Below are 26,994 nucleotides of genomic sequence, written 5' to 3'. Positions count from 1 at the left end.
GCTCAGCGCAGCGGCGCCAGCCCCATGCGTCGCCGGGCGCGCGCCAGCGAGCCATTGCGCACGGCCCAGCGCAGCAGTGGCGCGGCATTGCGCACGCCGGCGCGGATCAGCCGGCGTTTGCCGGGTGCGAAGTCGAACCCGAGCATGCCGTGCGCCCAGTCGGGCAGCAGGTCGATGCCGGCCTGCATCATCAACGTGCCGAACGGTTTGGCCAGCAGGCTGGGCGCCGGCGCATCGAGGAGAATGCGCAGCACCTCGCGCGAGCGCCCATCGCAGACCAACTGCGCGCGCTGCGCTTGCAGGTAGTGGTCGATCTCCACCCGCGAGCGCGGCACGTCATGGGCGCCGAGGCGTTCGGCGACCCGGGCGATTTCGGCGTAGTAGCGGTCCTGCTCGGCGCCCGGCAGATCCGGGTCGAGGTAACGCAGGTGGGCCTTGAGGAAGCTGCTGACCTCGGCCACGTGGACCCAGGTCAGCAATGCCGGGTCGGAGGCCGCGTAGGGGCGCCCGTCGGCGGCCCGCCCGACCACGCCCTCGTGGATACGCCGGACCCGCTCGATCAGCCGTTCGGCATCGGCGCGGCTGCCGTAGGTGGTGGCCGAGATGAACTGCCCGGTGCGGCGCAGCCGGCCGAGCATGTCCTCGCGGAAATTCGAATGGTCCCAGACGCCCGCAAGCGCCAGCGGATGCAGCGCTTGCAGCATCAGCGCGGAGATGCCGCCGATCAGCATCGAGGTGAAGTCGCCGTGGACCTTCCAGCACGCCGAGTCCGGACCGAACAGGCCGGGGTCGCCCGGCGGATGCTCGAAGTCGACCCCGCCGAGCGCGAGGCCGGTAAGGCTGAGGACCTGAGTTTCGATGCGGCGGCGAAGGATTTCCATCGGCCGATGATAACGGATGCAGCGCGCGTTACAGGTCGCCGGCGCGTACGCCGACGACGCGTACGGCTCAACGGTTCAGGCGGTTCTCGATCAGGTCGTCGACCACGCCAGGGTCGGCCAGGGTCGAGGTGTCGCCGAGTTCGTCCAGTTCGTTGCAGGCGATCTTGCGCAGGATGCGTCGCATGATCTTGCCGGACCGGGTCTTCGGCAGGCTCGGCGCCCATTGCAGCGCGTCCGGCTTGGCGAAGCTGCCGATCTCGCCAGCCACCCGCTTGAGCAGGTCCAGCCTGAGCCCGTCGCTCGGCTGGGCGCCGTTCATCAGGGTGACGAAGGCGTACAGGCCCTGGCCCTTCACCGCATGCGGGCAGCCGACCACCGCGGCCTCGGCGACATCGTCATGGCTGACCAGCGCGCTTTCCACCTCGGCGGTGCCGATGCGGTGGCCGGAGACGTTGATCACGTCGTCGACGCGGCCGGTGATCCAGTAGTCGCCGTCCTCGTCGCGGCGCGCGCCGTCGCCGGTGAAGTAGTAGCCGGGATACTGCGAGAAATAGGTGTCGATGAGCCGCTGATGATCGCCGTAGATGCTGCGGATCTGGCTCGGCCAGCTTGATTTGATTGCGAGCATGCCGGCGCCGGGGCCTTCGATTTCCTGGCCCTGTTCGTCGAGGATCACCGGCTGCACGCCGAAGAACGGCTGCGTCGCGGAGCCGGGCTTGAGCGCCATGGCGCCGGGCAGCGGGGCGATCATGATGGCGCCGGTCTCGGTCTGCCACCAGGTGTCGGCGATCGGGCAGCGGCTGTCGCCCACCACCTCGTAGAACCATTCCCAGGCTTCCGGGTTGATCGGCTCGCCAGCGCTGGCGAGCAGGCGCAGGCTGGCGCGCGAGGTGCGCAGGACCGGTTCGTCGCCCTCGCGCATCAGCGCGCGTATCGCCGTCGGCGCGGTGTAGAAGATGTTCACCTGATGCTTGTCGACCACTTGCCAGAAGCGCGAGGCGTCCGGGTAGCTCGGTACGCCCTCGAACATCAGGGTGGTGGCGCCGTTCGCCAGCGGGCCGTAGACCACGTAGTCGTGGCCGGTGATCCAGCCGAGGTCGGCGGTGCACCAGTGGATTTCGCCGTCGTGGTAGTCCAGCGCGTAGCGGTGGGTCATCGCCGCGCCGAGCAGGTAGCCGGCGGTACTGTGCAGCACGCCTTTCGGCTTGCCGGTGCTGCCGGAGGTGTAGAGGACGAACAGCGGGTCCTCGGCATCCATTGGTTCCACCGGGCATTCGGCGGAGGCCTGGCGCACCGCCTGGTGATACCAGAGGTCGCGGCCTTCGACCCATTCGATCTCGCCCTGGGTGCGTTCCACCACCAGCACGGTGGAGACCTCCGGGCAGCGCTGCAGGGCCTGGTCGACGTTATTCTTCAGCGGCACGTACTTGCCGCCGCGCACGCCCTCGTCGGCGGTGATCACGGTGCGGCAGTCGGCATCGAGGATGCGGTCGCGCAGGGCGTCCGGGGAGAAACCGCCGAACACCACCGAATGGATCGCGCCGATGCGCGTGCAGGCGAGCATGGCGTAGGCGGCTTCGGGAATCATCGGCATGTAGATGCACACCCGGTCGCCCTTCTTCACGCCGCGGCTCTTCAGCACGTTGGCCAGGCGGCAGACGTGGTGATGGAGCTTGCGGTAGGTGATCTGCGCCGACTCGGCGGGATTGTCACCTTCCCAGACGATGGCGATCTGCTCGCCGCGCTTTTCCAGGTGGCGGTCGATGCAGTTGTAGCTGACGTTGAGCTGGCCGCCCTTGAACCAGGAGGCGTGGCCGCGCCGCATGTCGCTTTCGTGGAGGCTGTCCCAGGGCTTGACCCAGTCGAGGAAGGTCGTTGCCTGCTCGGCCCAGAACGTCTCGGGCTGTTCGACGGATTGCCGGTAAAGGCGCTGGTAGTCGTCGCGGTCCAGGTGCGCGTACTGCCGCACCGCGTCGCTGACGGGGTGGGTGCTGATCTCGAACATGGGCGGGTTCCTTTGTTTTTGTATCCGCTGTGTTCGTAGGGTGCACCCGCGCCGCCGGCGCATTCAAGTACCGATGGCCGGGCGACGGCTGTCTTTAGTTGTAGGAATGTTTCGGCGGGAGCGGCCGCGCGACGAGGATTCGCCGCGCGGCGCGAAGGGCGATCAGCCGCGGTGACGGCCGCGGAAGTAGTCGATCAGGCCCTGGGTGGAAGCATCCTCGGCGGCGTCCGCCTCGTAGGCGGTGAGCTTCTGGTACACCGATTTGCCGAGTTCCTTGCCCAGCTCGACACCCCACTGGTCGAAGGAGTTGATCCCCCAGATCACACCCTGGACGAACACCTTGTGCTCGTACAGCGCGATCAGCGCGCCGAGGCGGCGCGGGCTGATGCGTTCCAGCACGAGGGTGTTGCTCGGGCGGTTGCCGGGAATCACCTTGTGCGGCGCCAGGCGCTGCACCTCGGCATCGTCCAAGCCCTTCTCGCGCAGTTCGGCCTCGGCCTCCGCGCGGGTCTTGCCGCGCATCAGCGCCTGGCTCTGCGACAGGCAGTTGGCATACAGCCACTGGTGGTGGTCGGCGACCGGGTTGAAGCTGACGACCGGCACGATGAAGTCCGACGGGATCAGCGGCGTGCCCTGGTGCAGCAACTGGTGATAGGCGTGCTGACCGTTGCAGCCGACGCCGCCCCAGATGATCGGCCCGGTATCGCATGACACCGGCGAGCCGTCCTGGCGCACGCTCTTGCCGTTGGACTCCATGTCCAGCTGCTGCAGGTGTTTGACGAAGTTGCGCAGGTAGTGGTCGTACGGCAGGAAGGCGTGGCTCTGGGCATCCCAGAAATTGCTGTACCAGACGCCCAGCATGGCCAGCAGCACCGGCATGTTCTTCTCGAATGGCGCGGTGCGGAAGTGCGTATCCATGGTGTAGGCGCCGGAAAGCAGCTCCTTGAAGTTGGACATGCCCACCGCCAGCGCGATCGGCAGACCGATGGCCGACCATAGCGAGTAGCGCCCGCCGACCCAGTCCCACATCGGGAACACGTTCTTCTCGAGGATGCCGAACGCCACGGCGGCCGGCTTGTTGCTGGTGACCGCGATGAAATGCCGGTAGAGCTTCTCCTGGGTGCCGCCACGGGCCAGGTACCAGGCCCGCGCGGCCTGGGCGTTCTTCAGGGTTTCCAGGGTGCTGAAGGTCTTGCTGGAAATGATGAACAGCGTGGTCTCGACGTTCAGCTTGGCCATCACCTCGCGGAATTCGCTACCGTCGATGTTGGCCAGGTAGTGGCAGCGCACGCCGTTCTGGGTGAACGGCAGCAGCGCCTCGGAAACCAGCTGGGGGCCGAGGAAGGAGCCGCCGATGCCAATGTTCACCACGTCGGTGATGGTCTTGTCGTTGTAGCCGCGCCACTGGTTGGTGTGGATGCGGCCGACCACGTCGGTCATCTGGTTCAGCACCTGGTGCACGTCGGGGATGATGTTGTGCCCGTCGACCATGATGCATTCGCCCACCGGGCGGCGCAGGGCGGTGTGCAGCACCGGGCGCTTTTCCGAGGCATTGATCGGCTGGCCCTCGAACATCGCGTGCAGCGCCTGCTCGACGCCGGCCTCGCGTGCCAGGCTGACCAGCAGGTCGCGGGTCTCGTGGGTGATCAGGTTCTTCGAGTAGTCGAGGAACAGGCCGCAGGCGCTCAGGGAGAAGTCGCTGAAGCGCTGCGGGTCCGAGGCGAAGGCCTCGCGCATGCTGAAGTTCTGCAGGTTCAGCCGGTGATCGGTGAGGGCTTTCCAGGAGGGGAGGGAAGTTACGTCGAGGGGATTCTGGTAGTACGCCATGAATGTCCGGCTTCCTTAGCTTGAGCCTTGTTCAGGCACCGCGGTCGCGTCGACCGGGCGCATGTCCTATACCGCTGAACTGCTTGGAACAGGAAAAGCCCCCAGTGTTCCGGGGCTTTTCGAATCTAGCGCGCCGCTCTGCCCGGAGGCCTGGCGGCATCCCCGCGACGCTCAGCCGGTCGGCGGCAGCTCGACGGTCAGGTTATCGATCAGGCGCGTGCTACCGAGGTACGCGGCGGCCAGAATCACCAGTTTACGGTCTTCCGGACGCGCTGCGCGCAGGTGGGCGGCTTCGCGGATTTCCAGATAGTCGACGCGCAGGCCGGACGCTTCCTGCTCGGTGCGTGCCTGCTCGAGCAGCGCGGCGCGGTCGGTGTTGCCGGCGCGCAGGCCGTCGGCCAGGCGCGTCATGCTGCGATACAGGGCCGGCGCCGTGGCGCGCTGCCGTTCGTCGAGGTAGCCGTTGCGCGAGGACAGCGCCAGCCCGTCGCTGGCGCGCACGGTCGGCGCACCGATGATCTCGATCGGCAGGTTGAGGTCGGCGACCATCTTGCGGATCACCGCCAGTTGCTGGAAATCCTTCTGGCCGAACACCGCGACATCCGGCTGGACCATGTTGAATAGCTTGTTGACTACCGTCGCCACGCCTTCGAAGTGGCCCGGCCGGCTGGCGCCGCACAGGCCTTCGGACACTTCGGGCACGCTGACCCGGGTCTGGCCATCGGCGCCGTTGGGGTACATCTGCTCGACGCTGGGCGCGAACAAGAGGTCGCAGCCTGCGGCGAGGAGCTTTTCCTGATCGGCCGGGAGCGTGCGCGGGTAGGTCGCGAGGTCTTCGCGCGGGCCGAACTGCAGCGGATTGACGAAGATGCTGGCGACCACGAAGTCGGCGTGCTCGGCGATCCGTTCGACCAGCGCCGCGTGGCCGGCGTGCAAATTGCCCATGGTCGGCACCAGGCCGATGCGTTTGCCTGCGCGGCGCGCGTGCAGCACGGCGGCGCGCAGTTCCGCGACGGTATGCACGGTGATCATGCGGAGAACCCGTGTTCGGCGGCGGGGAAGCTGACGGCCTTCACCTCGCGCACGTAGGCGGCGAGGGCGCCCTGGATGCTGCTCTGGCCTTCCATGAAGTTCTTCACGAACTTCGGCATGCGGCCGGAGAGGGACAGCCCGAGCATGTCGTGCAACACCAGCACCTGGCCGTCGGTATCGCTGCCGGCACCGATGCCGATCACCGGAATCTTCACCGCCTGGGTGATCTCCGCGGCCAGCTCGCTGGGTACGCATTCGAGCAGCAGCATCGCCACGCCGGCCTGTTCCAGCGCCACGGCGTCGGCGCGCAGCTGACGCGCCTGGGCGTCGCCGCGTCCCTGCACCTTGTAGCCGCCGAGGATGTTCACCGCCTGCGGCGTCAGGCCCAGGTGCGCGCAGACCGGAATGCCGCGCTCGGCGAGAAGCCGGATCGACTCGGCCAGCCAGGCGGCGCCTTCCACCTTGACCATGTGTGCGCCGGCCTTCATCAGCCGCGCGGAATTGTTCAGCGTCTGCTCGAGCGTGGCGTTGGCCATGAACGGCAGGTCGGCGACGATCATTGCGCCCTTGTTGCCGCGCTTCACGCAGGCCGTGTGATAGACCATGTCCTCGACGCTGACCGGCAGCGTGCTGTCGTGGCCCTGTAGGACCATGCCCAGGGAGTCGCCAATCAGCAGCATCTCGACGCCAGCGGCGCAACAGGCGTCGGCGAAGGTGGCGTCGTAACAGGTCAGCATGGCGATCTTCTCGCCCTGCAGCTTGAGTTGTTGCAGGGACGTCAGGGTTGTTTCAGGCATGGAAAAGGTCCTCTTCGCAGGCGGTGTGATGGTACTGCACGAGGCGGTTTTGGCGGCCTGGAAGCCCGCGGGGATTGCTCGCACGACACTTCACCCGTCCTGATCGCACCGGTTTTTGGCACCGGCTCTGGGCAACGGGACGCCTATAGTCCCGATGGGGGGGCGTGAAGTCAATTAGGTGGTGTTACCGCCGTGTTACGGCGTTACCGGCAGTCGCTCGAGGCCGCTGAACGGGCAGGCGACGAGCAGCTCGTCGAGCGTCCGGCCATCGGCCAGGCGCAGCCCCGGGGCGATTTCCGCCAGCGGATAGAGGACGAAGGGCCGCGCGTGCATATGGTAGTGCGGCACGCGCAGCCGGGGCTCGTCGATCAGCCGGTCGCCGAACGCCAGGATGTCCAGGTCGAGGGTGCGCGGGCCCCAGCGTTCGGCCTTGCGCTGGCGGCCCTGCCCCTGCTCGATGGCCTGCAGTGCGTCGAGCAATGCGAGGGGCGCCAGCGAGGTATCGAGCGCGGCGACGGCGTTGAGGTAGCGCGGTTGGTCCGGTGGGCCGAGCGGGTCGCTGGAATAGAAGGAAGAGACGGCGACGAGCTGCGATTGCGGCAACTCGCCGATGGCTTGCAGCGCCGCGCCGAGCTGGGCGAGTGGCTCGGCGAGGTTGCTGCCCAGGCCGAGGTAGACCCGTTCCACGGATCAGTCGGCCGAGCTCGGCGCGCCATCCTGCGGGCCGCGGCGGCGACGATTGCCGCCACGGCGACGCTTGCGTGGCGCACCGCCGGCATCATCCTTGCCGCTGAGGTCGCGGATCATGGCGCGCCGTTCGCTGTCGCTGGCGTCCTGATAGTCGGTCCACCAGTCGCCCAGGCCGTCGGTTTCCTCGCCAGCGCTTTCGCGCAGCAGGAGGAAGTCGTAGCCCGCGCGGAAACGGGGGTTTTCCAGCAACAGGTCGGCGCGCTTGCCGTGGCGACGGGGCAGGCGTTCCTGCATGTCCCAGATTTCGCGAATCGGGATGGTGAAGCGCTTCGGCACCGCGGTGCGCTGGCACTGTTCGACGATCAGCGTGTGCGCGGCTTCTTGCATTGCCGCGATCGGCGGCAGGCCGCGATCCTGCAGTTGCAGCACGCGGGCCGGCAGGGCGGGCCACAGCAAGGCGGCGAAGAGGAATGCCGGCGTCACCGGTTTGCCCAGGTGGACGCGTTCGTCGGTGTTCGCCAGGGCCTGGCGAATCAGCGAGCCTGCGTACTCCGGGCGCTGCTCGAGCGCCTTCGCGCTGGCCGGGAACAGCGGCGCGTAGAGGTCGTACTCGAGCAGCAGCTCGAAGGTCTCCTCGGCCACGCCGGAGAGGAACAGCTTGAGCACTTCGTCGAACAGCCGCGCCGAGGGGATTTCGCGCAGCATCGGAGCCAGTCGGCGGATCGGCTCGGCGCTGTGCTTCTCGATGTCGAAGTCGAGCTTGGCGGCGAAGCGGATCGCCCGCAGCATGCGCACCGGATCTTCCTGGTAGCGTTGCTCCGGCACGCCGATCAAGCGGATCAGGTGATCGTCGATGTCCTTCACGCCGCGCGCGTAGTCGAGGATGCGCTCGGTGCTGGGATCGTAGTAAAGCGCGTTGATGGTGAAGTCGCGGCGCTGCGCGTCGTCCTCCAGCGTGCCGTAGACGTTGTCGCGCAGGATTCGCCCACTCTCGTTGCGCGAGGACTGGTTGCTGTCCTCCTCGTCATCGCCTTGCGGGTGGTTGGCGCGGAAGGTCGCGACCTCGATGATCTCGCGGCCGAAATGCACATGGACCAGCTTGAAGCGGCGGCCGATCACCCGCGCGTTGCGGAACTCGGCGCGGACCTGCTCGGGCGTGGCGCTGGTGGCGACGTCGAAATCCTTGGGCGTGTAGTTGAGCAGCAGGTCGCGCACGCAACCGCCGACCACGTAGGCTTCGTAGCCGGCCTTCTGCAGGCGCTCTACCACACTCACGGCGTGACGGCTGATCTGGGAATGGGTCAGGGAATGCTGGCGACTACTCAGCACCTCGGGGGTGCTACGCGGGTGCTGGGCACGGCGCAGGGGTGAGCGGAACGACTGGAACAGCTTCTTCAGCATGGATGGCACTGTTTGGCGGGATGATCGGCCAGGATTGAGAATGACCGCTTGATTTTCGCGGATTCTAACATTACGAGGGGGGATGGTGAACGACGGATCTTGCGGGGGGTAAAGCTACTGGGGGAGCCGAAGCTCCCCCTAAGTAATGCTTTCTTTGTTTTTATTATTATGTCGGCTTGTTGTTTTTGTTGTCCGACCCGTTCCTCGAGGCCAGGGGCCTGAGGACGGACTCCCACTCTGGGAGCTAATAGCAAACGGATTACTTTGGACGCTGACGCTGCCATGACCTTGTGATCCAACCAGTCCGCGCTGCCTCTAGGCAGTTTTATTGTTCTTGTCCTGGCTGTGGGGCAAGCCCCAAAAGCAATTCCTCTCCAAAAGAATCAGTTAGCTGCGCCTCCGCCGTGTTGTTTTTATTGTGCTGGAGTCGATACGTCTTGTTTTTATTGTGGGGTTCAGCGTTTGTTATTGTTGTTGTGCAATAGATAAAGCAGAAGCTGTGCCAGTTTTTAAAAGTCCTTATAAATCAATAATTTGATTTTTATGGGCGGCGGCGGGAGTGAAAAAAAGCCGGGTCCCCGTTACCGATGAACCCGGCTTTGTTACGTCGCATCCGTGTGCGGTAACAGGATGTGTGTGTCGCGAGACGTTACCGGATCTCGGATACGTCCGCGGTGGCGCTCTTGCGGCGTGGGATGCCCAGGCGCTGGCGACGTTCCCACAGGCACTTGCGGCTGATGCCGAGCTTGCGGGCCAGTTCCGTTTCGGTCATGTGGTCCTGGTGTTCGAGGACGAAGTGCTGGAAGTAGTCCTCCAGCGACAGGTCCTCGGTCGGCTCGTGGCTGTTGCTGCTGCCCTGCGCGGCGCTTTCCACGAAATCGTCGTCGTCGAGGTCGCTCAGCTCCACGTCGATCCCCAGCAGGTCGGCCGAGATGTCCGGGCTCTCGCAGAGAATCACCGCACGCTCGATGGCGTTCTCCAGCTCGCGCACGTTGCCCGGCCAGGAATAGTGACGAATCGCCTGTTCGGCGTCCGCGGCGAAGCGCAGGTCGCGGCCCATGCGCGCGCATTGGCGGGCAAGGAAGGCGCGGGCGATCTCGCTGACGTCGGCGCCGCGCTCGCGCAGCGGCGGCAGTTTCAGCGCGATGACGTGCAGGCGGTAATAGAGGTCCTCGCGGAACTGGCCGATCTTGGCCAGGGTTTTCAGGTCGCGGTGGGTGGCGGCGATCAGGCGCACGTCGACCTTCTGCGACTGCACCGACCCGACCCGGCGGATCTCGCCTTCCTGCAACACGCGCAGCAGGCGGGCCTGGGCTTCCAGCGGCAGCTCGCCGATCTCGTCGAGAAACAGCGTGCCACCGTCGGCCGCTTCGACCAGGCCGGCGCGGCCGGCGCTGGCGCCGGTGAAGGCGCCTTTCTCGTGGCCGAACAGTTCGGACTCGATCAGGGTCTCCGGGATCGCCGCGCAGTTCACCGAGATCAGCGGCGCCTTGGCGCGCCTGGACAGGTTGTGCAGGGCGCGCGCGACCAGCTCCTTGCCGGTGCCGGATTCACCCTGGATCAATACGTTGGAGTCGGTCGGCGCGACCTTGCGGATCTTGCTGTACATGTCCTGCATCGCCGCGCAGGAGCCGATGATGCCGATCTCGCCGTTCGCGGACGCCGGTTTGTCGGCACCGCGCGTCGCATTCGGCTGTTCGGCCGGCGCGCTGCTGGCGCCCTGGCGATCGCGCAGGATGCGGGCCACGGCCTGGAGCATTTCATCGTGGTCGAACGGCTTGGCGATGTAATCGACCGCGCCCATCTTCATTGAATCCACCGCCGAGCGCAGGCTGGCGTAGCTGGTCATGATCAGCACCGGGGTGCCCTGGGCGAGCTTGATCAGCTCGGTACCGGGCGCGCCCGGCAGGCGTAGGTCGCTGACGATGAGGTCGAAGGATGGAATGCTGAAGCGCTCCTGGGCTTCCTGCACGGAGCCGGCTTCGCTGACTTCGTACTGGTTGCGCTCGAGCAGTCGGCGCAAGGCGGAGCGGATGATTGTTTCGTCTTCGACGATCAGGATATTCGGCATCAATAGAATTCTCTCGACGGTCTCGGGGCTGCGCGGAAATAGCCGCCAAGCGGCATGCAGCCTGCATTTCAGCTCCCGGGGATCACTGCGGACGTCGCTTCGACATACCTCGGCAAACGGACCCTGAAACGGGTGCCGCGCTGGTGCTCGGTGTCGACCGGGCTGTCGAGTGTTATCTGGCCATAATGCTCTTTCACGATCGAATAGACCAGCGCGAGCCCCAGGCCGGTCCCCTTGCCGGGGTCCTTGGTGGTGAAGAAAGGCTCGAACAGCCGGTCGGCGATCGCCTTCGGAATTCCGCCGCCTTCGTCCTCGACGATCAGCTCGACGCTGTGCTCGCTGGCCTCGCTGCGTACCCGGATCGCGCCGCCTTCCGGCGAGGCGTCGCGGGCGTTGGACAGCAGGTTGATCAGCACCTGGGCCAGGCGTTGCGAATCGCCTTCGGCGCAGTGCGCGGGGTCGCAGAGGTTGTAGAACTGTACGTCGACGCTGCGTTTGTTCAGCGACAGCAGGCCGATGGCTTCCTGGGCGATGTCCGCCAGGCAGACCGATTCGCTCTCGACCTGGCGGCTACCGGCGTGGGCGAAGCTCATCAGCGACTGGACGATGCGCGACACGCGCTTGGTCTGCTCGACGATCTGGCTGCTGATTTCGCTGAGCTCCTCGTCGGCCTCGCGCTCCTCGCGCAGGTTCTGCGCCAGGCAGGCGATGCCGGTGATCGGGTTGCCGATCTCGTGGGCGACGCCGGCGGCGAGGCGGCCGATGCTGGCCAGCCGTTCGGAGTGCGCCAGCTTGTCTTCCAGCGACTGGGTCTCGGTCTGGTCCTCGACCAGCAGCACCAGCCCGCTGTTGCCCGGCGCCAGCGGCTCGTCGATCGCCGCCTTGTGCAGGTTGAGCCAGCGCGTGTGCCCGGCGAGGTCCAGGTGCTGCTTGTGCAAATGCTGGTCGTCGGCGGCGATGAAGTTCTCCAGCAGGCTCTTCCAGGGTTCGCCGAGTGCCGACAGGCGCGAGCCGACCACCCGCTGGGCGGGAATCTCGGTGAGTTCCTCCATCGCGCGGTTCCACATGAGGATTTCATGGTCCTTGGCCAGCGAGCAGACACCCATCGGCAGTTCCTGCAGGGTCTGCCGGTGGTAGCGGCGCAGCGCGTCGAGCTCGGCGGCAAGGCCGGTGAGGCGCGACTGGTAGTCTTCCAGGCGGCTCTCGATGAAGTGGATGTCCTCGGTGACATAGCCCTCGCTGCCGGATTTGTAGGGCAGGAAACCTTCCACCAGGTCCTGCGCCACGCTCGGCCCCATCAACCCCGACAGGTTGGCCTCGATACGGTCGCGCAGGCGGCGCAAGGCATAGGGGCGGCGCTCGTCGAAGGGCAGGTGCAGATCGCGCAGGGCCTGGGCCACCTCCTTCTGCGCGGTCTTGCCGCCGAGCGGCTTGGCCAGCTGGGCGGCGAACTCCTGCGGCGAGGCGGCGAGCAGCTCGCGGCGTTGCGGACGGCGCACGTTGTCCACCGCGCAGGCCTCGGCGGCGCTCTTCTCCTCGACGCTGCCCTCGGTGAACAGCGAAACCAGGGTGAACACCAGCACGTTGGCGGCCAGCGAGGCGATCGCCGCCAGGTGCCAGCTGGTGTCGTCGAGCACGTAGATGAGGTCGAAGAAGGGCAGGTAGAAGCCCTCCATGTCGCCGACCAGCGGCAGCAGCATGCCCACCGTCCACACCGCGATGCCGGCCAGCAGGCCGGCGATGAAGCCGCGCCGGTTGGCGGTCGGCCAGTAGAGCACCGAGAGCACGCCAGGGAGAAACTGCAGGGTAGCGACGAAGGATACGATGCCCAGGTTGGAGAGGTCCTGCTGCGCGCCCAGCAGCAGGTAGAAGCCGTAGCCGGCGAGGATGATCGCGGCGATCAGGCCGCGGCGGGTCCATTTCAGCCAGCGGTAGATGTTGCCCTCGGCCGGCGGCTGGTAGGCCGGCAGCACCAGGTGGTTGAGGACCATTCCCGAGAGCGCCAGCGTCGAGACGATGATCAGCCCGCTGGAGGCGGACAGGCCGCCGACGTAGGCGAGCATCGCCAGCGCCGGCTTGCCGGCGGCGAGGCCCAGTCCCAGGGAGAAGTATTCCGGGTTGGTGGTGGCGCCCAGCTTCAGGCCGCCCCAGAGAATCGGCGGCACCGCCAGGCTCATCAGCAGCAGGAACAGCGGCAGGCCCCAACTGGCGCTCACCAGCCCGCGCGGGTTGAGGTTCTCGGTGAAGGTCATGTGGTACATGTGCGGCATGACGATCGCCGACGCGAAGAACACCAGCAGCAGCGTGCGCCATGGCCCTTCCTGCAGCGGCGTGTGCAGGGTGGTCAGCGCCGTCTGGTGTTGCAGCAGCCAGACCTCCAGCTGGTGCGGCCCGCCGAACACGCCGTACAGCGAATACAGGCCGATGCCGCCCAGGGCGATCAGCTTGACCATCGACTCGAAGGCGATGGCGAAGACCAGCCCCTCGTGTTTCTCGCGGGTGGCGATGTGGCGGGCGCCGAAGAGAATGGTGAAGAGGATGATCATCAGACAGTAGCCCAGTGCCATCTTCGCCTGCTGTGCCTCGCCGGCGAGGATGCCGATGGAGTCGGCCACCGCCTGGATCTGCAGGGCCAGCAGCGGCAGGATGCCGATCAGCATGAACAGCGTGGTCAGCGCCCCGGCCCAGCCGCTGCGGAAGCGGAAGGCGAACAGGTCGGCCAGCGACGACAGTTGATAGGCGCGGGTGATGCGCAGGATCGGATAGAGCAGCACCGGCGCCAGCAGGAAGGCGCCGGAGACGCCGAGGTAACTGGCGAGGAAGCCGTAGCCGTACTGGTACGCCAGGCCGACCGTGCCGTAGAAGGCCCAGGCGCTGGCGTAGACGCCCAGCGACAGCGTGTAGACCAGGGGGTGGCGAACCAGGCGCCTCGGCACCACGCCGTGCTCGCTGAGCCAGGCGACGCCGAACAGGGCGAACAGGTAGACGGCGCTGACCAGCGTCAGCTGGCTCAGGCTAAAGCTCATCGGCGTCTCGCTGGCTCTGCAGGATGAAGGTGACCACGATGAGGATCAGCCAGAGCAGATACGGCCGGTACCAGGCGCCGTTGGGGTCGATCCACCAATCCATGATGGCCGGGGAAAACAGGTAGATCCCCACCACCAGGAGCAAGACCAGTCGGTAGATGTACATGCTCGGTCTCGATTCGGAAGTCGGGCGATGGTAATGGAAGCGGCGCGCCGCAAGCTATAAGCGCAAGGTCGTGGGGCGGCGCCTAGCGCAGCTGTGCCTCGGCCAGGGTGCGACAGCGCGGAATGAGGCCGGCGTCCCAGTGCCGTGCGGCCCAGGCGAGCAGCTGCTCGGGGGCGGCGCCTTCGGCGGCGTCCGGCGTGGGTTGGCCGAGCGCCCGCAGCGCGCGCAACAGCAATGGCGATGCCTGACCGGCGGCCAGCGGCGGCGAGCGGTACGACTTGCCCAGCTTGTGCCCGTCCGGCTGGATGATCAGCGGCACGTGCAGGTAACGCGGCTGGGGCAGCCCCAGCAGTTCCTGCAGGTAGAGCTGGCGCGGCGTCGAGTCGAGCAGATCGGCGCCGCGGACGATATCGGTGACACCCTGCCAGGCGTCGTCGAGCACCACCGCCAACTGGTAGGCGAACAACCCGTCGCGCCGACGGATGACGAAATCGCCGACGTCGCGGCCCAGGTGCTGGCTGAACTCGCCCTGCACGCGATCGACGAAGCGGTAGTCCAGCTGCGGCACGCGCAGGCGGATCGCGGCGTGTTCGCTGGCGTGCCGGGCTTCGCGGCAGGTGCCGGGATAGACGCCGCCCTGGCCTTCGAGCTGTTTGCGCGAACAGATGCAGGCGTAGGCCAGGCCCTGCTGCTGCAGGCGTTCGATGACCTGCAGGTAGGCGGCGTGACGCTCGCTCTGGCGGACGATCTCGCCGTCCCAGTGCAGGCCGTAGCGCTCCAGCGTCTGCAGGATGCCGGCCTGGGCGCCAGGGACTTCGCGGGGCGGGTCGAGGTCTTCCATGCGCAGCAGCCAGCGACCGCCGAGCGCGCGGGCGTCGAGCCAGGAGGCGAGGGCGGCGACCAGCGAACCGAAATGCAGATGACCACTGGGCGTCGGCGCGAAGCGGCCTATATAGGAAGAGGTGTTCATCGGCGGATTATCGATGCGTTGCCCGGCATTGCGCCAGACGGCCTGGTTCCACGCAAATCGCCTGCTCGAAGGGCAAACGGCAGAAACGAAACGGGGCGCCTTGGCGCCCCGTCGAGATCATGAACCGATCTGCTTTTCCTTGATTTCCGCCAGCGTCTTGCAGTCGATGCAGAGCGTGGCGGTGGGGCGGGCTTCGAGCCGGCGGATGCCGATTTCCACGCCGCAGGAATCGCACCAGCCGTAGTCGTTGTCTTCGATCAGCTGCAGCGTCTCGTCGATCTTCTTGATCAGCTTGCGCTCGCGGTCACGGGCACGCAGTTCCAGGCTGAACTCTTCTTCCTGGCTGGCGCGGTCGGCCGGATCGGGGAAGTTGGCGGCTTCGTCCTGCATGTGATGCACGGTACGGTCGACCTCTTCCATCAGCTCCTTTTTCCACTTGTTGAGGATGCCGGTGAAGTGAGCGCGCATCTTGTCGCTCATGTACTCCTCGCCCTTGGTTTCCTGGTAGGGCTCGTAGCCACGGTTCAGCTGGCTGCTCTGTTCTTTAGCTTTGGTGGGCATGGATGGCCGCCTCTCAACTCTTTTTGGTCCACTGCGCAGGAAGATGTCCTTCGCCGGTCAACCCGGCCCCGCGTCTGCAAGCGGGCGAACTTACCAGATCAAAACTGGGCGCGCTACTCCAAACTCCCGGATGCTGCCGCTTCGGTGAAGCCTTGGTTAGAATCACCGTTTTTGCCCTGATAAAGGAAGGCCAATGGCCCCGTCCTACAGCGCACGTAGTCGCGCTATCGAACCGTTTCACGTCATGGCCCTGCTGGCCCGCGCCAATCAATTGCAGGGTGAAGGCCATGACGTGATCCACCTGGAAATCGGCGAGCCGGATTTCTCCACCGCTGCGCCGATCGTTGCCGCCGGGCAGGCTGCGCTGGCGGCGGGACATACCCGCTACACCGCGGCTCGCGGTCTACCACCGCTGCGCCAGGCCATCGCCGGCTTCTACGCGCAGCGCTACGGGTTAAGCATTGACCCCGAACGCATCCTGATTACTCCCGGCGGTTCCGGCGCCTTGCTGCTGGCGGCTAGCCTGCTGGTCGATCCGGGCAAGCACTGGCTGCTGGCCGACCCCGGTTATCCGTGCAACCGGCACTTCCTGCGCCTGGTGGAAGGCGCCGCGCAACTGGTCCCGGTCGGCGCGGACACCCGCTACCAGCTGACCGCCGATCTGGTCGAGCGCTACTGGGACGGCGACAGCGTCGGCGCGCTGGTCGCTTCTCCGGCCAACCCTACCGGCACCTTGTTGCAGCGCGATGAACTGGCCTCGCTGTCCTCCGCCCTGAAGGTGCGTGGCGGGCATCTGGTGGTGGACGAGATCTACCACGGGCTGACCTACGGCACCGACGCCGCCAGCGTGCTGGAAGTCGACGATCAGGCGTTCGTGCTGAACAGTTTCTCCAAGTATTTCGGCATGACCGGCTGGCGGCTCGGCTGGCTGGTGGCGCCCCCGGCGGCGGTCGCCGACCTGGAGAAGCTGGCGCAGAACCTGTACATCAGTGCGCCGTCGATGGCCCAGCACGCGGCTCTGGCCTGTTTCGAGCCGGCCACGCTGGAGATTCTCGAGGAGCGTCGCGCCGAATTCGGCCGGCGCCGCGACTTTCTCCTGCCCGCGTTGCGCGAGCTGGGTTTCCGCATCGCCGTGGAGCCGGAAGGGGCCTTCTATCTATATGCGGATATTTCCGCGTTCGGCGGCGACGCCTTCGCGTTCTGCCAGCACATGATCGAAACCGAGTTCGTCGCCATCACGCCGGGGCTGGATTTCGGCCGCCACCTGGCCACCCAGCACGTGCGCTTCGCCTACACCCAGAGCCTGCCGCGCCTGCAGGAAGCCGTCGAGCGCATCGCCCGCGGGCTGAAGAGCTGGCAGGGCTGATGCGCTTCGCCGCTCCCCTCGAAGAGGCGCTGCTGGTGCGCCGCTACAAGCGATTCCTCGCCGACGTGGTCACTGCCGGCGGCGAGGAACTGTGCATCCACTGCCCGAACACCGGGTCGATGCTCAACTGCATGGCGCCCGGCGGGCGCGTGTGGTTCCAGCGTTCCAGCGACCCCAGGCGCAAGCTGCCGGGCACCTGGGAACTGGCGGAAACCCCACAGGGCCGGCTGGCCTGCGTGAACACCGCGCGGGCCAACCCGCTGATCGAGGAGGCGTTGCGTGCCGGCCGCATCGCCGAGCTGGCCGGTTTCGAGGCGCTCAAGCGCGAGGTGCCCTACGGCGTGGAGAACAGCCGCATCGATTTCCGCCTGGAGTTCGCCAGCGGCCCGGCGTTCGTCGAAGTCAAAAGCGTCACCCTCGGTTTCGACGACAGCCCAGTGGCCGCCTTCCCCGATGCGCAGACCCTGCGCGGCGCGCGTCACCTGCGCGAGCTGGCGGCGCTGGCGCGGGCCGGGGTTCGCGCGGTGCAGCTGTATTGCGTCAACCTCTCCGGGGTCGAGGCGGTGCGCCCGGCGCGGGAAATCGACCCGCTCTATGCCGCGGCGCTGCAGGACGCCCACGCGGCCGGAGTGGAAATCCTCGCCTACGCTGCGCAGGTGACGCTCGACGGCCTGTTCATCGACCGACGGTTGCCGGTGCTGCTGGATTAGCGCCGGCGACAAGGATTTGTGCGGCGCCCGACAAGCGCTTTGCCGCCACCCCCGCGAATAATCGACACGCCGGCCCGCCAGGTGCCGGCGCCTTTCGCGCTGACCAAGGGGGTTCCTATGGACGATCACGTTTGCAGTCCGGGTTGCATGCACGGCGTTACCGCCGAGAACGAAAAAGACATCAAGGGTGAATTCCACGCCGCGCGGCGCAGCTTCCTGCGTGACGCCATGGTGGTCGGCGGCGGTGCGGCGACGCTCGGCGCCCTGGGCGTATCGATGTCGCCCAGCGCGATGGCGGCGAGCGCCAGCGCCAAGCCGGGGAATGGCCCGACCAGCCACTACTATATTCCGGCCAGCGCGGAGACCGTGCTCTGGGGCTACTTCAGCAAGTCGGCCAAGCCGGTGGTGGAGATCGAAACCGGCGACTACGTGACCATCGAGACCCTGACCCACCATTCCAACGACGATGCCGAACGCATGGTCAAGGGCGATCCGGGCGCGGAAAGCGTCTTCTACTGGGACGCCAAGCGCAAGGGCGTGAACCGCCGCGGTGCCGGGCCGATGGACGCGAAGATCGGTGCCGGCGGCGGCGAGGGCGTGCACATCTGCACCGGTCCGGTGTTCATCAAGGGCGCCGAACCGGGCGACATCCTTGAAGTGCGGATCGTCGACGTGGCGCTGCGGCCCAGCGCCAACCCGGCGTTCAAGGGCAAGTCGTTCGGCAGCAACGCCGCCGCCAACTGGGGGTTCCACTACGGCGACCTGCTCAGCGAACCGAAGAAACGCGAGGTGGTGACCCTCTACGAGATCGACGCCACCGGCGAGCGCAACTGGGCGCGCGCGGTCTACAACTATCGCTGGACGCCGCAGACCGACCCGTTCGGCGTGGTCCACCCGACCATCGACTACCCCGGCATTCCGGTGAACCACAGCACGATCAGGAAGAACGAGAACGTGCTGAAGAACATCCGCGTCCCCATCCGTCCGCACTTCGGCACCATCGGTGTGGCCCCGGCCGAGGCCGACATGGTCACCTCGATTCCGCCCAGCTACACCGGCGGCAACATCGACAACTGGCGCATCGGCAAGGGCGCGACCCTGTATTTCCCGGTGGCGGTTGCCGGCGCGATGTTTTCCGTGGGCGATCCGCACGCGTCGCAGGGCGACTCCGAGCTGTGCGGCACGGCGATCGAGTGCTCCCTGACCGGCACCTTCCAGTTCGTCCTGCACAAGAAGGCCGAACTGCCCGGCACGCCGCTGGCGGAACTCAACTATCCGCTGCTGGAAACCCAGGACGACTGGGTGCTGCACGGCTTCAGCTTCGCCAACTACCTGGCCGAGCTGGGCGCCGGTGCGCAGCAGTCGATCTACTCCAAGTCCTCGGTGGACCTGGCGCTGCGCGATGCGTACCACAAGATGCGGCACTTCCTGATGACCACCCAGCGCCTGGACGAGGACGAGGCGATCTCGCTGATGTCGGTGGCGGTGGACTTCGGCATCACCCAGGTGGTGGACGGCAACTGGGGCGTGCACGCGGTGATCAAGAAGAGCATCTTCCCCGCCCGCGAGGGTTGAACCGCCCTGGCATGACCCTCGCTTCGCAATGCCGGTCGCTTCGGCCGGTGTCGCGGCGCGGTGGGTACACTGGCCAGACTTCTTTCTTTTGCACGGGATAGCGATGCTCAACGACCTGCGCCGTTTTTCCAGCAGCGCCTTCCCCGAGGAGCTGCGCCAGTCCGCCTGGGACGAGGTGTTCCAGCGCGTGCGCCTGGCCAGCAGCCTCGTCGGCCAGCCGGCCGACGGCCATGTGGCGCTGTGCAGTTCGGCGCTGGATTCGGTGTTCCTGCAGGTCAGCGCCTCGCCGCAGGTGCTCAGCCCGCACCCCGACAACGCGCGCCTGTGCCAGGGCAGCACCGTGCTGGTGCTGGCCCTGCTCGGCGGCAGCGGGGCGCTGGTGGAGGACGGCCAGCGTGTCGCCATCGGTGCCGGCGACATCGTCCTGTTCGACCCGGCGCAGGCCTGGCGCATCGAGCTGGACAGCGATTTCCGCGCGCTGCTGGTCAAGCTCGAATCGGCCAGTTTCATCCTGCGGCTGGTGCGTACCGGCAGCCAGGAACTCAACCGCATCGCCACCCGCAACGGTGTCGGCGCGGTGTGCCTGAACCTGATCCAGTCGATCGCCGACGAACTCGCCCATTTGGACCGCGACCAGTTGCCGCCGCTGGAGGCGACGCTTACCGAGCTTTTGGTGGCCTGCCTGTCGCACCGCGAGCGCAGCCAGCCGGAGGATTCCACCTCCGTGCAACTGGCCCACTTGCGCCGCGTCTGCCGCTGCATCGAGGCGCGCCTCGGCGACGCCGAGCTGCAGGTCGAGGATGTCGCCCGTCTGGAAGGGCTTTCCGTGCGTTACCTGCAGAAGCTGTTCAAGACCGGCGCCACCACCTTCGGCGAATACCTGCGCAACCGCCGGCTGGAGCGCTGCCGGCTCGACCTGGCCAACCCGGCGCTGGCGCACTTCAGCATTTCCGAGCTGTGCTTTCGCTGGGGCTTCGGCGACGCGGCGAACTTCAGCCGCGCCTTCTCCGCGCAGTTCGGCCTGTCGCCGCGCGCCTACCGCGCCGAGCCGCCGAAGAATCCGCACGAGACGCTGCAGCGCGGTCGTCCACCGCAAAGCCAGCGGCTGAACCTGGCGCCGCCGCGTCCCGGCGACGATCCCGGCGAGCGCCAGCGCCGTGCGTTCCAGGGCGTGCTCGACGACCATGCGCGCTACGCACTGAGCCTGGCGCTGGCGCCGAAACGCGCGGCGGCGGTGGCGGAGAAGGATTCGCCGGGAGGTCCCGCCGGCGAGGCGCTGCCCAACCACTACTACATCCCGGTCTCGGAGAAGACCGTGCACTGGGGCTATTTCAGCCGCTCCATCGCGCCGGTGCTGACGGTCAATTCCGGCGACATCCTGACCATCGAGACGCTGACCCAGCACGCTTCGGACGACTGCGAGCGAATGATCGAAGGCGATCCCGGCGCCGAGAGCGTGTTCCACTGGAGCGCCGAGAAGAAGAACGTCGAGCGCCGCGGCGCCGGCCCGATGGACGCCTCCATTCTGGGTCGCGGCGCCGGCGAAGGCTTTGGCGTGCACATCTGCACCGGGCCGGTCCACGTGCGCGGTGCCGAGCCGGGCGACGTGCTGGAGATCCGCATCCTCGACATCCTGCCGCGGCCCAGTCGCCATCCGCAGCACCAGGGCCGCAGCTTCGGCAGCAACGCGGCGGCCTGGTGGGGCTTCCACTACGACGACCTGCTCACCGAGCCGAAGAAGCGCGAGGTGGTGACCGTCTACGAGATCGACGCGCGCACCCATCCGCCCCACGCCAAGGCGCTCTACAACTTCCGCTGGACGCCGCAGACCGACCCGTTCGGCGTGCGCCACGCCACCATCGACTATCCCGGCGTGCCGGTCGACCCGGCCACCATCGAGCGGCAGTACGGCGTCCTGGCCAAGGCGGTGGTGCCGGTGCGCCCGCATTTCGGCGTGCTGGCGGTGGCGCCGAAGGAGTTCGGCCCGGTGGACTCGATCCCGCCCAGCTACTTCGGCGGCAACCTCGACAACTGGCGGGCCGGCAAGGGCGCCAAGGTATTCCTGCCGGTGTCGGTGGACGGCGCGCTGTTCTCGGTGGGCGATCCGCACGCCTCGCAGGGCGACTCCGAGCTGTGCGGCACCGCCATCGAGTGCTCGCTGACCGGCGTCTTCCAACTGGTGCTGCACAAGAAGGTGCAGATGGCCGGCAGCTTCCTCGCCGAGCTCAGCTACCCGTTCCTCGAAACCGCCGAGGAGTGGGTGCTGCAGGGGCTGAGTTTCGCCAACTACCAGGCCGAACTGGGACCGAACGCGCAGACCCAGGTGTACAAGGAGTCCTCGATGGAAGCGGCGATGCGCGACGCCTTCCGCAAGACCCGGCACTACCTGATGAAGGCTCACGGACTGACCGAGGACGAGGCAATCTCGCTGATCTCGGTGGCGGTGGATTTCGGCGTCACCCAGGTGGTGGACGGCAACCTCGGCGTGCACGCGATCATCCGCAAGGCGATCTTCCCGGACTACGACGGCGCGCCGGATCGATCACCGCCATAGCCACAGGCGATTGATCGACGCCGGGCGATGCAGTAACGTGGCTCACATTCAACGGAGACAACCATGCACAACGCCGCCAACCCCCTCGTTCGTTCCGCTGCCCAACGCAGTGCGACCGCGCGTGTCCGGGCTACCGGCGCTGCCGTGCGTTTCTTCTTTTACGGGTATTGGTTTAGCCACGCGCGCGCCTGATACCCACCAGGCGCCCGGCAAGACGGGTCGCCACCACAGAGTTCTCAGAACCCCCGGTCGGTAACCCGACCGGGGGTTTCGTTTTTTCAGCCCTACGTTTTTTCAACCCGAGGAACAACCCATGACCACCTACCGCCGCTCCTTCGACGACTCCCGCTACGCCTGGCGATTTACCCGCTTCGCCACCGCCATTCCCCTCGAACGAACAACCACACGATAGCGCGCCGCGCGCGGCCAATGCCCGCGCCGGCCAAGGAGCCCGTCCATGTCATCCGCCGTTTCCGCCGCCACCCTCGCCACGCCGCCTACCGCCGAACTGCGTAGTTTCCCCAGCCAGCCCCGCCGTCACACCTCGCCGCTGCCCAGCGCACTGGAGCTGCGCGAGCGACTGCCGCTCGCTCCCGTCCTCACCCAGCAGATCCAGCAACAGCGCCAGGCCATCCGCGCCGTCCTCGATGGCCGCGATCCGCGCCTGCTGGTGGTGGTCGGCCCGTGCTCGCTGCATGACGAGACGGCCGTGCTCGACTATGCCGAACGACTCGCCGGACTGGCCCGCGACGTCGACCAGGACCTGCTGCTGGTGATGCGCGCCTACGTCGAGAAGCCGCGCACCACCGTCGGCTGGAAAGGCCTGGTCTACGACCCGCACCTGGATGGCAGCGGCGACATGCACGCCGGGCTGGAGCGTTCGCGCGGGCTGATGCTGCGGCTCGCGGAGATGGGCCTGCCGCTAGCCAATGAACTGTTGCAGCCGCTGCTCGCCGGCTACTTCGACGACCTGCTCGGCTGGGCGGCGATCGGGGCACGGACCAGTGAATCGCAGGTCCACCGCGAACTGGTCAGCGGCCTGGATCTGCCGGTAGGTTTCAAGAACGGCACCGATGGCAGCCTCATCATCGCCTGCGACGCCATGCGCTCGGCGGCCCACGCGCACCAGCATTTCGGCGTCGACGGCCAGGGCCGCCCGGCCATCGTGCACACCCAGGGTAATCCGGATACCCATCTGGTCTTGCGCGGCGGCCATCGCGGACCGAACTACGATGCCGCCAGCGTCGCCAGCGCCCGTGCCGACCTGCATCGCCAGGGCATCGCCGCGCGGATCATGGTCGATTGCAGCCACGCCAACAGCGGCAAGGACCCGCTGCGCCAGCCCGAGGTGCTGCGCGCGGTGATCGACCAGCGCCTGGCCGGCGATGACTCGCTGCGTGGGGTGATGCTGGAAAGCCACCTGTTCGACGGCAGCCAGTCGCTGGGTTGCGAACTGCGCTACGGCGTCTCGATCACCGATGGCTGCCTGGGCTGGGACGGCACCGAGCGGGTGCTGCGCGAAGCGGCGCAGCGCCTGGGACGGCGTTGATCGACAGGTAGGGGTGAATTGCACGTAGGGTGGGCTTCAGCCCAACATCGCCCCCCATGCATCGGTGTGTCGCGTGGGCTGAAGCCCACCCTACGTCTGCATCGAGCAGGCGTTCGCGGGGTTCAGCCGCCCTACGGCTGCGCGTTCAACCAGATGCCGCGCTCGTCCTCGAGGCAGTCCAGCGCTTCCAGTGCCAGGCCTTCGCAGGGGCCGGTCACGCATTCGCCGCTTTCGATGAGGAACAACGCTCCGTGCACGGCGCAGCGGATCAGGCTGCCGCTGTCGTCGAGGAAGCGGTCGGGTTGCCAGTCGAGGCGCACGCCGCGGTGCGGGCAGCGGTTGCGGTAGAGGTGCACGCGGCCGTCGCGGCGCACCGCCAGCAGCGGCAGGTCGGCGCAGACGAAGCTGCGGCTCTGGCCCTCGGCCAGTTGATCGGATGTGCAGAGCAGGTGCACGGCGGTCTCCATTCGGGCTGCGCATTATTCGTCCGAATGTGCGCAAGTCAACGCAGGCGTTTGGGCTTCATCTGTTCCTCGCGCCGCTGAGACCTCGACTGAAGCAGCGGCGGTACTTTATTGCAAGTAAATCTCAATTGAGAATAAGGGCGCAGTAAGTGTAAGTTTGGATGACCCGTGCAAAACGCTTGCGCTATGGTCCAACGCCTTTCTGATCGTCCAAGGAACCTCGAAGATGAGTCTTTCCCCTCCCGGCGCGTCGTCCGCCTCGCGGCTCTACCAGGCTTGGCAATCGCTGCGCGAGCAGCAGCCACATCTGCGCGCCCGCGATGCCGCGGCCGCGCTGGGTGTCAGCGAGGCCGAACTGATCGCCAGCCGGATCGGCCTCGACGCGGTGCGCCTGCGTCCGGAGTGGGCAGCGCTGCTGCCGGCGCTCGGCGACCTCGGCCAGGTGATGGCGTTGACCCGCAACGAGCAATGCGTGCATGAACGCAAAGGCCCGTACCGCGAAGTCAGCATCGCGCCGAACGGGCAGATGGGGCTGGTGGTTTCGCCGGACATCGACCTGCGCTTCTTCCTCTCCGGCTGGACGTTCGCGTTCGCCATCGTCGAGCAGACTGACCACGGCGCCCACCGCAGCCTGCAGTTCTTCGATCGCCAGGGCGCGGCGGTGCACAAGGTCTTTCTCACCGAGGCCAGCGAGGTGTCCGCCTGGGAACCGTTGATCGAGCGCTTCCGTGCCGAATCGCAGAGCGCCGAGCTGGAGCAGCAGGCCGCCGCCGAGCCTAGCGCGACCGTGGCCGACGCGTCGGTCGACGTCGAGGCGCTGCGTGCCGACTGGGCGGACCTAAAGGACACCCACCATTTCCACGCGATGCTGAGGAAACACGCCGTCGCCCGCACCCAGGCGCTGCGCCTGGCCGGCGCTGAGTGGGCCGAACCGCTGCAGCCGGCCGAACTGCCGCGCACGCTGGATGTGGCCGGCGTGCGCGAAGTGCCGGTGATGGTCTTCGTCGGCAACCGCCACTGCATCCAGATCCACACCGGGCCGGTGCGCAACCTGCGCTGGATGGGCGAGTGGTTCAACGTGCTCGACCCCCTGTTCAACCTGCACCTGAAAACCTCCGGTGTCCACGAACTGTGGCGCGTGCGCAAACCCAGCGTCGACGGCGTGGTCACCAGCCTGGAAGCCTTCGATGCCGACGGCGAGCTGATCCTTCAACTGTTCGGCGAACGCAAGCCCGGCACCCCGGAACGTCAGGACTGGCGGACCCTGGCCGAGCAGGCTTCGGTACTGGAGGCATGAGCATGCGGCGAATCGCAGGCGCGCTCGCGCTGTTCATGGGTGTTCTCGCAGCGCCTGGCTTGGCTGGCGCCGAAGACCTGCCGCAGCGCTGGGTCAGCGCCGGCGGCTCGCTGAGCGAATGGATCGTGGCGCTCGGTAGCGAGCGCAAGCTGGTCGGCGTCGACAGCACCAGCCAGCATCCCGACAGCCTGCGCGCATTGCCGAGCATTGGTTACCAGCGCCAACTGGCGGCGGAAGGCATCCTCGCGCTGAAGCCCGACCTGCTGCTGGGCAGCGAGGAGATGGGCCCGCCCACGGTGCTGGCGCAGCTCAAGGCCGCCGGGGTGCGTATCGAAACCCTCTCCGCCGCGCCGGAAGTGCCCGCCCTGCAAGCCAATCTGAAACGGCTCGGCGAACTGCTCGGCGACCCCCAGCGAGCCGCACGAACCCTGGCCGACTACGAGGCACGCCTGCAGCGCCAGGCACAGTGGGTCGAGCAGGCGCGGGTTACCGCACCGGCGCCGCGCGTGCTGTTTCTCCTTGGTCACGTCGGCAACAGCCCGATGGCCGCGGGCAAGGACACGGCCGCTGCCTGGTTCGTTGAGCACGCCGGTGGCCGGAACCTGACCGGGCACGACGGCTACAAGCCGATCTCTGCCGAGTCGATGGCGGCGCTGGACCCTGACGTGGTGGTCTTCGCGGACCGCCGGCTGAGCGGTGACGACGCCATCGCCGCGCTGCTCAAGAGCACGCCGGCGCTGGCTTCGACCAAGGCGGCGAAGGGCGGGCGCATCCTCTGGGTCGATCCGACCTTGCTGGTCGGCGGCCTGGGACCACGGATTCCCCAGGCGTTGGCCGACCTGTCGGCAGGCTTCTATCCTGCGGCACCGCCGTTGAAGGTCGCCGACCGCCAACCATGAGTGCTTCCGTTCGTTCACGCCGGCTGCTGATCTTCCTGGGCGTCCTCCTCGTGCTTGCCATCTGGCTGTCGCTGGCCCTTGGGCCGGTCAGCCTGCCGTTGCTGGATACGCTGCGCGCCGCGTTGCGGATGGTGGGACTGCCCGTTTCCGCCGCCGGCCTGGAGCAGGCCGAACTGATCCTCGGGCAGATCCGCCTGCCGCGTACGCTGCTCGGCCTCGCCGTGGGCGCGGTGCTGGCGCTGTCCGGGGTGGCGATGCAGGGGCTGTTCCGCAACCCACTGGCCGATCCGGGCCTGGTCGGCGTGTCCAGCGGGGCCGCCCTCGGCGCCGCGGTGGCGATCGTCGCCGGGGCCTCGCTGGGCGGTGTGCCCGTGGCGTTCGAGCCTTACCTGCTGTCGTTCTGCGCCTTCGTCGGTGGACTCGGCGTGACCGCGCTGGTCTATCGGCTCGGTCGTCACGATGGCCAGACCAGCGTCGCCACCATGCTGCTTGCCGGCATCGCCCTGACCGCGCTGGCCGGCGCGGCGATCGGACTGTTCACCTACATGGCGGACGACAGCACGCTGCGCAGCCTGACCTTCTGGAACATGGGCAGCCTGAACGGAGCCAGCTATGCGCGGCTCTGGCCCCTGCTGATCGTGGCGCTGGCGGTGTCGCTCTGGCTGCCGCGCCGGGCGCGTGCCTTGAATGCGCTGCTGCTGGGTGAGTCCGAGGCGCGTCACCTGGGCTTCGAGGTGGAGCGACTCAAGCGCGAGCTGGTGTTCTGCACCGCGCTGGGCGTCGGCGCCGCGGTGGCGGCGGCCGGGCTGATCGGCTTCATCGGGCTGGTGGTGCCGCACCTGGTGCGCCTGATCGCCGGGCCCGATCACCGCATCCTGCTGCCGGCTTCGGCCCTCGCCGGCGCCAGCCTGCTGCTGCTCGCCGACCTGGTCGCACGTCTGGCGCTGGCGCCCGCGGAGCTGCCGATAGGCATCGTCACCGCGATGATCGGCGCGCCCTTCTTCCTCTATCTGCTGCTGCGGGGACGCGCCTGATGTTGTGCTGTCGTGGGCTGGACGTTCGCCGTCGCGACACCCTGGTGCTTGGGGGCGTCGATCTCGACGTGCGTCCCGGCGAAGTGCTTGGCGTGCTCGGCCCCAACGGCGCCGGCAAG

General features: G+C 67.2%; 21 protein-coding genes and 1 pseudogene. 9 read left to right on the top strand and 13 right to left on the bottom strand.

Annotated elements, in window-relative coordinates:
* Positions 1–2: 2 nt before the first annotated feature.
* The 12 genes from B2X67_RS09465 to dksA all read right to left on the bottom strand — a co-directional run bounded on the left by B2X67_RS09465 (position 3) and on the right by dksA (position 15,427).
* The gene (locus B2X67_RS09465) at positions 3–881 is read right to left on the bottom strand and encodes an oxygenase MpaB family protein (protein ID WP_286785323.1); all 879 of its coding nucleotides are present in this window, start codon (positions 879–881) and stop codon (positions 3–5) included.
* A gap of 67 nt (positions 882–948) precedes the next feature.
* Positions 949–2,886: an acetate--CoA ligase gene (gene acs, locus B2X67_RS09460; protein ID WP_282339600.1), complete on the bottom strand. Its 1,938-nt coding sequence runs from the start codon at positions 2,884–2,886 to the stop codon at positions 949–951.
* 162 nt (positions 2,887–3,048) lie between these two features.
* Positions 3,049–4,713, bottom strand: coding sequence for a glucose-6-phosphate isomerase (pgi, locus tag B2X67_RS09455; RefSeq protein ID WP_282339598.1), 1,665 nt, complete (start codon positions 4,711–4,713; stop codon positions 3,049–3,051).
* A 171-nt stretch (positions 4,714–4,884) separates the two neighbouring features.
* Positions 4,885–5,745 carry a pantoate--beta-alanine ligase gene (gene panC / locus B2X67_RS09450; RefSeq protein WP_090223585.1) on the bottom strand — a complete coding sequence of 287 codons (861 nt, stop codon included), beginning with the start codon at positions 5,743–5,745 and terminating at the stop codon, positions 4,885–4,887.
* Positions 5,742–6,542 (bottom strand): 3-methyl-2-oxobutanoate hydroxymethyltransferase, encoded by an 801-nt coding sequence (gene panB / locus B2X67_RS09445; protein WP_090223584.1) that lies wholly within the window; start codon positions 6,540–6,542, stop codon positions 5,742–5,744. Before panB ends, panC begins: the two co-directional genes overlap by 4 nt.
* A gap of 195 nt (positions 6,543–6,737) precedes the next feature.
* Positions 6,738–7,229 (bottom strand): 2-amino-4-hydroxy-6-hydroxymethyldihydropteridine diphosphokinase, encoded by a 492-nt coding sequence (folK, locus tag B2X67_RS09440; protein ID WP_286785322.1) that lies wholly within the window; start codon positions 7,227–7,229, stop codon positions 6,738–6,740.
* A 3-nt stretch (positions 7,230–7,232) separates the two neighbouring features.
* Entirely contained in the window at positions 7,233–8,633 is a 1,401-nt protein-coding gene (locus B2X67_RS09435; RefSeq protein WP_282339593.1) for a polynucleotide adenylyltransferase PcnB, read from the bottom strand.
* A 649-nt stretch (positions 8,634–9,282) separates the two neighbouring features.
* On the bottom strand, positions 9,283–10,704 hold the full coding sequence (locus tag B2X67_RS09430) for a sigma-54-dependent transcriptional regulator (RefSeq protein ID WP_282339591.1): 1,422 nt from the start codon (positions 10,702–10,704) through the stop codon (positions 9,283–9,285).
* A 68-nt stretch (positions 10,705–10,772) separates the two neighbouring features.
* Positions 10,773–13,730, bottom strand: coding sequence for a sensor histidine kinase (locus tag B2X67_RS09425; RefSeq protein WP_282339590.1), 2,958 nt, complete (start codon positions 13,728–13,730; stop codon positions 10,773–10,775).
* Positions 13,720–13,896 carry a hypothetical protein gene (locus tag B2X67_RS09420; protein WP_003095129.1) on the bottom strand — a complete coding sequence of 59 codons (177 nt, stop codon included), beginning with the start codon at positions 13,894–13,896 and terminating at the stop codon, positions 13,720–13,722. The genes B2X67_RS09425 and B2X67_RS09420 overlap by 11 nt, the downstream gene beginning before the upstream one ends.
* Positions 13,897–13,978: 82 nt before the next feature.
* The gene (gene gluQRS / locus B2X67_RS09415) at positions 13,979–14,866 is read right to left on the bottom strand and encodes a tRNA glutamyl-Q(34) synthetase GluQRS (RefSeq protein ID WP_286785321.1); all 888 of its coding nucleotides are present in this window, start codon (positions 14,864–14,866) and stop codon (positions 13,979–13,981) included.
* 117 nt (positions 14,867–14,983) lie between these two features.
* Complete coding sequence (gene dksA / locus B2X67_RS09410) at positions 14,984–15,427, bottom strand: RNA polymerase-binding protein DksA (protein ID WP_090223573.1); 444 nt, start codon at positions 15,425–15,427, stop codon at positions 14,984–14,986.
* Between the two features lie 193 nt (positions 15,428–15,620).
* Here dksA and B2X67_RS09405 point away from each other — a divergent pair, with 193 nt between their 5' ends.
* The 5 genes from B2X67_RS09405 to B2X67_RS09385 all read left to right on the top strand — a co-directional run bounded on the left by B2X67_RS09405 (position 15,621) and on the right by B2X67_RS09385 (position 23,181).
* On the top strand, positions 15,621–16,793 hold the full coding sequence (locus B2X67_RS09405; protein ID WP_286785320.1) for a pyridoxal phosphate-dependent aminotransferase: 1,173 nt from the start codon (positions 15,621–15,623) through the stop codon (positions 16,791–16,793).
* Positions 16,793–17,503: a DNA/RNA nuclease SfsA gene (gene sfsA / locus B2X67_RS09400; protein WP_286785319.1), complete on the top strand. Its 711-nt coding sequence runs from the start codon at positions 16,793–16,795 to the stop codon at positions 17,501–17,503. The genes B2X67_RS09405 and sfsA overlap by 1 nt, the downstream gene beginning before the upstream one ends.
* Before the next feature lie 117 nt (positions 17,504–17,620).
* Positions 17,621–19,078, top strand: coding sequence for an acetamidase/formamidase family protein (locus B2X67_RS09395; protein ID WP_286785318.1), 1,458 nt, complete (start codon positions 17,621–17,623; stop codon positions 19,076–19,078).
* A 103-nt stretch (positions 19,079–19,181) separates the two neighbouring features.
* A complete protein-coding gene (locus B2X67_RS09390; protein WP_286785317.1) occupies positions 19,182–21,632 on the top strand; it encodes an acetamidase/formamidase family protein in 2,451 nt (816 codons plus the stop codon).
* Positions 21,633–22,089: 457 nt separating this feature from the next.
* The gene (locus tag B2X67_RS09385) at positions 22,090–23,181 is read left to right on the top strand and encodes a 3-deoxy-7-phosphoheptulonate synthase (RefSeq protein WP_286785316.1); all 1,092 of its coding nucleotides are present in this window, start codon (positions 22,090–22,092) and stop codon (positions 23,179–23,181) included.
* A gap of 131 nt (positions 23,182–23,312) precedes the next feature.
* On the opposite strand, the gene B2X67_RS09380 is transcribed toward B2X67_RS09385, so the two are convergent.
* A complete protein-coding gene (locus tag B2X67_RS09380) occupies positions 23,313–23,636 on the bottom strand; it encodes a Rieske (2Fe-2S) protein (RefSeq protein WP_286785315.1) in 324 nt (107 codons plus the stop codon).
* A gap of 235 nt (positions 23,637–23,871) precedes the next feature.
* On the opposite strand from B2X67_RS09380, the gene B2X67_RS09375 reads away from it, so the two are divergent.
* The 4 genes and pseudogenes from B2X67_RS09375 to B2X67_RS09360 form a co-directional block, all read left to right on the top strand.
* Positions 23,872–24,942 (top strand): hemin-degrading factor, encoded by a 1,071-nt coding sequence (locus B2X67_RS09375; RefSeq protein ID WP_286785314.1) that lies wholly within the window; start codon positions 23,872–23,874, stop codon positions 24,940–24,942.
* On the top strand, positions 24,939–25,841 hold the full coding sequence (locus tag B2X67_RS09370; RefSeq protein ID WP_282339571.1) for a heme/hemin ABC transporter substrate-binding protein: 903 nt from the start codon (positions 24,939–24,941) through the stop codon (positions 25,839–25,841). The genes B2X67_RS09375 and B2X67_RS09370 overlap by 4 nt, the downstream gene beginning before the upstream one ends.
* A 50-nt stretch (positions 25,842–25,891) precedes the next feature.
* Entirely contained in the window at positions 25,892–26,875 is a 984-nt protein-coding gene (locus B2X67_RS09365; protein ID WP_282339662.1) for a FecCD family ABC transporter permease, read from the top strand.
* Positions 26,875–26,994 (top strand): annotated as a pseudogene (locus tag B2X67_RS09360) (heme ABC transporter ATP-binding protein); the annotation flags it as partial. The gene B2X67_RS09365 and the pseudogene B2X67_RS09360, both read left to right, overlap by 1 nt.

The organism is Pseudomonas sp. UBA3153 (genome assembly GCF_002364635.1).
GTDB classification, from domain to species: Bacteria; Pseudomonadota; Gammaproteobacteria; order Pseudomonadales; family Pseudomonadaceae; genus Pseudomonas_O; species Pseudomonas_O kuykendallii.
The sequence above is the reverse complement of the archived record's forward strand: the minus strand, read 5'-3'. Positions and strand labels throughout refer to the sequence as shown.